The 6347-nt window shown below is 58.9% G+C and carries 6 protein-coding genes; all 6 read left to right on the forward strand.

Translation table 11 applies throughout. The annotated features are described in order from the left end of the window. Window positions 1-93 precede the first annotated feature (93 nt). Entirely contained in the window at window positions 94-927 is an 834-nt protein-coding gene (locus PA598K_RS29875) for an alpha/beta hydrolase (protein ID WP_128660441.1), read from the forward strand. 40 nt (window positions 928-967) lie between these two features. Further along, window positions 968-2452: an alpha/beta hydrolase family esterase gene (locus tag PA598K_RS29880; RefSeq protein ID WP_128660442.1), complete on the forward strand. Its 1485-nt coding sequence runs from the start codon at window positions 968-970 to the stop codon at window positions 2450-2452. A gap of 14 nt (window positions 2453-2466) precedes the next feature. After that, on the forward strand, window positions 2467-3318 hold the full coding sequence (locus PA598K_RS29885) for an alpha/beta hydrolase (RefSeq protein WP_128660443.1): 852 nt from the start codon (window positions 2467-2469) through the stop codon (window positions 3316-3318). Between the two features lie 40 nt (window positions 3319-3358). Continuing rightward, window positions 3359-4396 (forward strand): LacI family DNA-binding transcriptional regulator, encoded by a 1038-nt coding sequence (locus tag PA598K_RS29890; RefSeq protein WP_128660444.1) that lies wholly within the window; start codon window positions 3359-3361, stop codon window positions 4394-4396. Between the two features lie 19 nt (window positions 4397-4415). Continuing rightward, on the forward strand, window positions 4416-5915 hold the full coding sequence (gene gtfA / locus PA598K_RS29895; RefSeq protein ID WP_128660445.1) for a sucrose phosphorylase: 1500 nt from the start codon (window positions 4416-4418) through the stop codon (window positions 5913-5915). Then, on the forward strand, window positions 5912-6347 hold a 436-nt coding region (locus PA598K_RS38360), incomplete at its 3' end, for an alpha/beta hydrolase (RefSeq protein WP_260405680.1). The genes gtfA and PA598K_RS38360, both read left to right, overlap by 4 nt.

Here is a 6347-nt window from a genome sequence, read left to right on the forward strand (position 1 = left end):
TCTGGACTATACTGAACTTGTAATTTAGCGGGATGTCATTTGCTAAATTTAGCTAAATCAGATTTGCAACGTACTTCGTTTAGGGGGAGTAATATGACGATACTTCAGATGAATTTTGAAAGTCAGTATTTGAAATCGAATCATGACATTACGATTATTTTGCCCAATAAGCCAAGAGAGATATCGGCGAAGGCATTTTATGAAAGCGGTAAAAAACATAAAGTATTATGGCTGCTGCACGGCACCTACGGCGACCACACCGATTGGGTCCGTCGCACGAATATCGAGCTGTACGCCATCGAAAAAGATCTGATCGTCGTCATGCCGTCCGCGCTCAACAGCAACTACTCCAACTGGGACAAGGCGATGATGGGCTACGGGATGTACGACTACTTTACGGAAGAGCTGATGCCGATGGTGCACAACTGGCTGCCAGCTTCGAGCAAGCGCGAGGACAACTTCATCGCCGGGCTGTCGATGGGCGGGCGCGGCACGATCAAGTTCGCGGTCAACCACCCGGACAAATTCGCGGCGGCGGCGGTCCTCTCGGCGGCTCCGGTCGACTTTAGCTCGCTGACGGAGGAAGAGCTGCACAAGGATGACATGTTCGCCCGTCGACTGCTCGGGATGGTGGAGAATGCGGGCGGCCTCGAGGCGTTCATTCAATCCGAAGAAAATGTCTGGGCGCGACTCGACAAGCTTGCAGGCACCGGACAATTGCCTCGTCTGCTGTTCGCTTGCGGGGAGGACGACACGATGATCTGGGAGAATCTGAAGCGATTTAGAGCGCACTTCGACGCCAAGGACATCGATGCCTCCTATTGGAGCTTGCCGGGATACGGCCACGAATGGCGGTTTTGGGACTTAGCCATCCAGCACGCATTGGAGTTTTTTGGCCTGGAGGATGTTGGCGCAAGCCCATATTGATCGCATCACCCATCCTATGAACGAGAGGACAGATGAACGAATGAGCGGAAAGATTGTGATCCTGCCTGGCGATCCGGATGACAACAACCGGGACTACTTGCCGGAGGCGATCAAGGACTCGACATTAGTCGTCAATGAAAACGGTAACAACTCTCAGGTCTATCCCGAACGACTGAAGGAATACAAGGAGAAGATCATCGGCGACCAGGAGGACACCTGGTATGAATATGTACCGGCCTCCTACGATGGCAGCCGCAAGGTGCCGCTAGTCGTCGGCATGCACGGCGGTCTCATGACCGGTTGGGGACAGGCCATCTACACGTCCTGGACGCTGGTGGCCGACCGCGAAGGCTTCATCGTGCTGTTCCCGAGCGCAGGCTTGCGCCGGTTCTGGATCGTCGATTGCGAGGAAGAGAAGCTGGATATCGCCGCATCGCCCAGAGAGGACGGCATCTATATTAATATGCCCCCGGAGCGGCCGGAAGATAACCACGATATGAATGTGATCCTCGAACTCATCGAGCGCATGAAGCAGAAGTACGAGATCGATGCGGGTCGCGTCTACATGCAGGGCATGTCGATGGGCAATATGATGACGAGCCAGATCGTCCGCTACTACGGGCATTTGTTCGCCGGCAAGGCCGGCTCGGGCGGACCGTCGAGTCCTGGCTTGCTGTTCGACCGCGATAACGAGGTCATCAATCGCGGCGGTCCCCTGGCGGTATGGCAGACGCGGCTGGAGCATGATATTACGCCGCCTCACTTCGAGGGAGACACCGAGTATGTCGTCCGCCGCAACCGGGAGTACTGGCAGCGGATCAACGGCTGCCGCAGCCTGCCGGAGCTCAAGGTGATCGGCGAGGACAACTTTGCCTTCTACAAGGGCGAGCAAGCCGACATCGTGTTCCGGGATGTGAAGAACCGCGATCACGGACAGACCTTCGACGATGCCCAGCTCGTCTGGGACTACCTGTTCTCCGGCTCCAGACGGACGGAGGACGGCCGGATCGTCCATGAGGCCAGTATCTCCCCGCGCAAGGGAGACGACTTCAATATCGTACTGATGGCAGGATGCGAGCGGGCGTATGTCAACAACCGTCTCGTCACGATGAGCGGACCTGCGATCAAGCGGCAGAAGCTGAAGTACCATGGCTTGAATGGCGACTCGATCGTCCGCGGCGAATACTTGTGCGTCCCTGTATCGTTCATCGCCGAGGTGTATGGCGACGGCGCAGGCGTGCGAGCAACCGATGAAGGTCAATCGGCGGAGCTGACGCTGCGGGACGGCCGGACGCTGCAGCTGGCGCGCGGCAGCATCGGCTGCGTGGTCGACAATACGGTGCATGCGATGCTGTGCGAGGCCGTCTACGTCGACGGCGAGCTGTACGCGCCGATCCAGTGGGTCAGCCAGCGGCTGCTCGATCATACCGCCTCGACCTGCGAGGATGTGCTGTACATTACGGATCACTATGCCGAGCTCTCCAAAAACATGGCGCATCTGATCCGCGACGAAATTTTCGGCTGAAAGGATGTGCTGGCGTGGCCGTTATTAAAATGAACTTTTTGTCCAAGGCGCTCGGGATGCAGACCAACCTTACGGTATGTCTGCCGACCTACAGCTTTGCCGACAGCATGGAAGGACGAGAGGTTACCTATAAGCAAGGCATGAAATTCCAATGTCTGTACCTGATGCATGGCGGCAGCGGCGATGACAGCGATTATGTCAACTTCACGAATATCGTCCGCTATGCCGATCGCAACAAGCTGGCGGTCATCATGCCCGGGGTCCACAACTCGGCGTACACCGATCTGCCGTATGGACGATACTTCACTTATGTCGCGGAGGAGCTGCCGCAGATCTGCGAGGCGTTCTTCCCGATCTCCGGCAAGCGCGAGGATACATTCGTCGGCGGCCTGTCGATGGGCTCGCATGGGGCGATGAAGCTGGCGATGCTCTACCCCGAGCGATACACGGCGGCGCTCATGATGTCTGGCGCCTCGTATCGTCCAGGCATCCCGAGCATCGTCAAGACGAAGAACGGCGAGTTCGACTGGGAGACGGACATGCGCGTCCCGGTCGGGCAGGAGCTGCAGGACAATCTCCATGACGAAGCGTTCCTGCGCGGCACCGTCAATGACGTCTATGCAGCGGCGCGCCGCAATATCGAGGAGGGCAAGCTGCTGCCGAAGCTCGTCTTCCGGGTGGGCGACAGCGATCATGCGCTGTATCGGACGATCCGCGCCGAGGAGGACCTGAGGCAGTGGGGCTACGATACGACGCTGGAGATCGTGCCGGGTATGGGCCACGAGTGGGATCTGTGGGACGAGACGCTCCGGCTCGCTACCGACGAGTGGCTGCCGCTCCGACGGGCGCCGATCTATCCAGACTGAGGACGTCATAGACAGGGAGAGGGAAGAAAGGAGGGAGAGGATGGCCAAACGCCAGCAGTCGGTAAGCGTCAAGCAGATCGCCGAGACGCTTGGTCTGTCGCCGAGCACCGTATCGATGGTGCTCAACAACCGGAGCGGCGAGTTTCGGATCGCCGAGAGCACGAGCCAGCGGGTGCTGCTTACGGCTCAGGAGCTCGGGTATCGCTCCTCCGAGACGCGGGTCAAACGCAAGAAACGCGGCTTCGGCAAAACGATTGTCGTCACCTTTTGTCCCCATAACTTCGAAAAGGGGCCGATGTCTTCCTTTTACGAGGGATTCTATCGCTTTATGAAGGAGCAGAGCGATCATTACGAGACGATTATTTTTCCCTTCGAGCTGGGTCTGCTGAAGCAGAAGATGTCCTTTATCTCCAAAGACTTTATGGCTGGCGCGATCATGATGGCGCTCACCGAGGAGGATCTGGAGTTCCTCGAGAACACTAAGTTCGACGTGCCGATCGTCCTATACAACCGCACGGCCAAAGGCTATTGCTCAGTGTTGACCGACGACTACGCCGTCGGCAACAGTGCGATGGAGCACTTCATCAAGCGGGGCCATGAACGGTTCGCGATCGTCTCGCCCAACTATTCCAGCCGGGCGCTTAGTCTGCGGTCGACTGGTTACTGGGACAAGCTGAGGAGCTCGGGTCTGGAGAGCAAGGGCGCTGTCGCGCTGCCCGTCACCATTGGCGACGATAGCGATGCGGGCGGTTATGCGGCGACCAAGGAGCTGCTGCAGGGCGACGCGCTGCCAAGCGCGCTGTTCGTCCCCAGCGACAATATGATCAGCGGCGTCCTTCGATGTCTGAAGGAGCATAACGTATCGATCCCGGGCGAGCTGGAGATTATCTCCTATGGCGACAAGCCGGTCAACTCGATCGTCACACCGAGCATTACCAGCTTCGTCCCGCCGTCCCGGGAGATGAGCTACAACAGCGCCAAGCTGCTGCATTCCTTTATCGAGAGCGGGACCTTCACCGATACGGCCAGACTGAGCTTCGAGTCGACCTGCATCTTCCGCGAGAGCTGTCCAGAGTAAATCAGCAAAGGAGAAGACCATGAACAAAATAACGAATCAGATTATGCTCATCACCTATGCCGACAGCATGGGGAGCAATCTGAAGGAAATGAAGCAAGTGCTTGAGACGCATTTCGAGGGCGTGGTTGAAGGGCTCCATATCCTGCCGTTCTTCCCCTCCTCGGGCGACCGTGGGTTCGCCGTCATCCATTATGACGAGGTCGACCCGGCCTTCGGCGACTGGGAGGATATCCGCCAATTGTCGGAGCGCTATTATTTGATGGCCGACTTTATGATCAACCACGTCTCGATCCGCTCGGAGGAGTTCGTCGACTATATGAAGCGGGGCGACGAATCGCCGTACAAGGAAATGTTCATCCACTGGGACGAATTTTGGCCGGGCGGCGAGCCGACAGAAGCCGAGATGGAGACGCTGTATCGCAGGAAGATGCACGGGCCGTACAAGGAATTTACGCGGGCGGACGGCAAGACGGTCAAGCTGTGGAACACCTTCTTCGAGGAGCAGGTCGACATCGATCCGTGGGCGCCGGCTACACAAAGCTACTACGAACGCAATCTGGGACGGCTCGCCGAGTATGTGCCGCTGATCCGCTTCGACGCCTTCGCCTACGCCTCCAAGAAGCCGGGCACGAGCTGCTTCTTCGTCGAGCCGGAGGTGTGGGATGTGCTGGATATCGGCATGCGGCCGCTGAACCAATACGGTACGGAAATGCTGCCCGAGATTCACGAGAACTACAAGATTCAGCTCAAGATGGCCGAGCGCGGTCACTGGGTATACGACTTTGCGCTGCCGATGCTGCTCTTGCACGCGCTCATGACGGGACGGTCGGATCGGCTCATCCACTGGATGCAGATCTGCCCACGCAAGCAGTTCACCACGCTCGATACGCATGACGGAATCGGCGTCGTCGATGTCGCCGGTCTGCTGACCGATGAGGAGATCGATCTGGTGCGCGATCGCGTCAATACGAAGGTGGAGCCGCTGCAGCAGTACATCAACTTCCCGCCCGGCATCGTCAAGATGTCCGGCGCCAAAGCGAGACAGTACCAGCTGATGTGCACGTACTACTCGGCATTGGATGAAGATGACGACGCTTACACCCTCGCCCGTATCATCCAGCTGTACGCGCCTGGCATCCCGCAAGTGTACTATGTCGGGCTGCTGGCCGGGGAGAATGACGAGGAAGCACTGAAGCGTCTGGGCGAGCCGCGCAGCGTCAACCGCCACAACTACACGCCGGAGGAGATCGCCGAGCGCGTCCAGCAGCCGATGCTGCAGCAGCTCTATGCGATCATGCGCTTCCGCAACAGCCACCCGGCGTTCGGCGGCGATGTTGAGATCGGCGAGTCGACCGATAACGGACGGATCGTCATCACCTGGCGTCAAGACGAGGCATGGACGACGCTGGAGGCCGATCTGGCTACCAAGGCGTATACGATCGTCGCCAGCGACAGCGCGGGCGCTGCCGAGACGCTCTTCCATTACGAGGGCGCAGCCGCCGGGGAGGGATCGCGATGAGCTTCGACAGACGCGTCGATCCCGAGCTGGCCGATACGCTCCATGTGCTGCCCGTGCTGCGTCTGCCGGACGATATGGGCGTGATCCGGTCGTTCGATCCGCCGCCGCGCGAGAAGTCGGCGGCGGTGCGCGAGACGGATCTGTATATCGCAGGGGCGGATGGCCGGCAGATGCTGGTCAAGCGGTTCGAGCCGATCGACGCGCCGGACGGCCTCAGGCCGGCGATCCTGTGGACGCACGGCGGCGGCTATATCCTCGGTCATCCCGATGGGGAAGGGTACGTCTGCGAGCAGTTCGTCATCCATACCGGCTGTGTGGTGTTCGCGCCCGACTATCGGCTCGCGCCGGAGCATCCGTACCCGGCTGCGCTAGAGGATAGCTACGCCGCGCTGGTATGGCTCGCGCAGTCGGCCGAGGAGCTGCATGTTGACC

Source organism: Paenibacillus sp. 598K (assembly GCF_003851045.1).
GTDB lineage: Bacteria > Bacillota > Bacilli > Paenibacillales > Paenibacillaceae > Paenibacillus_D.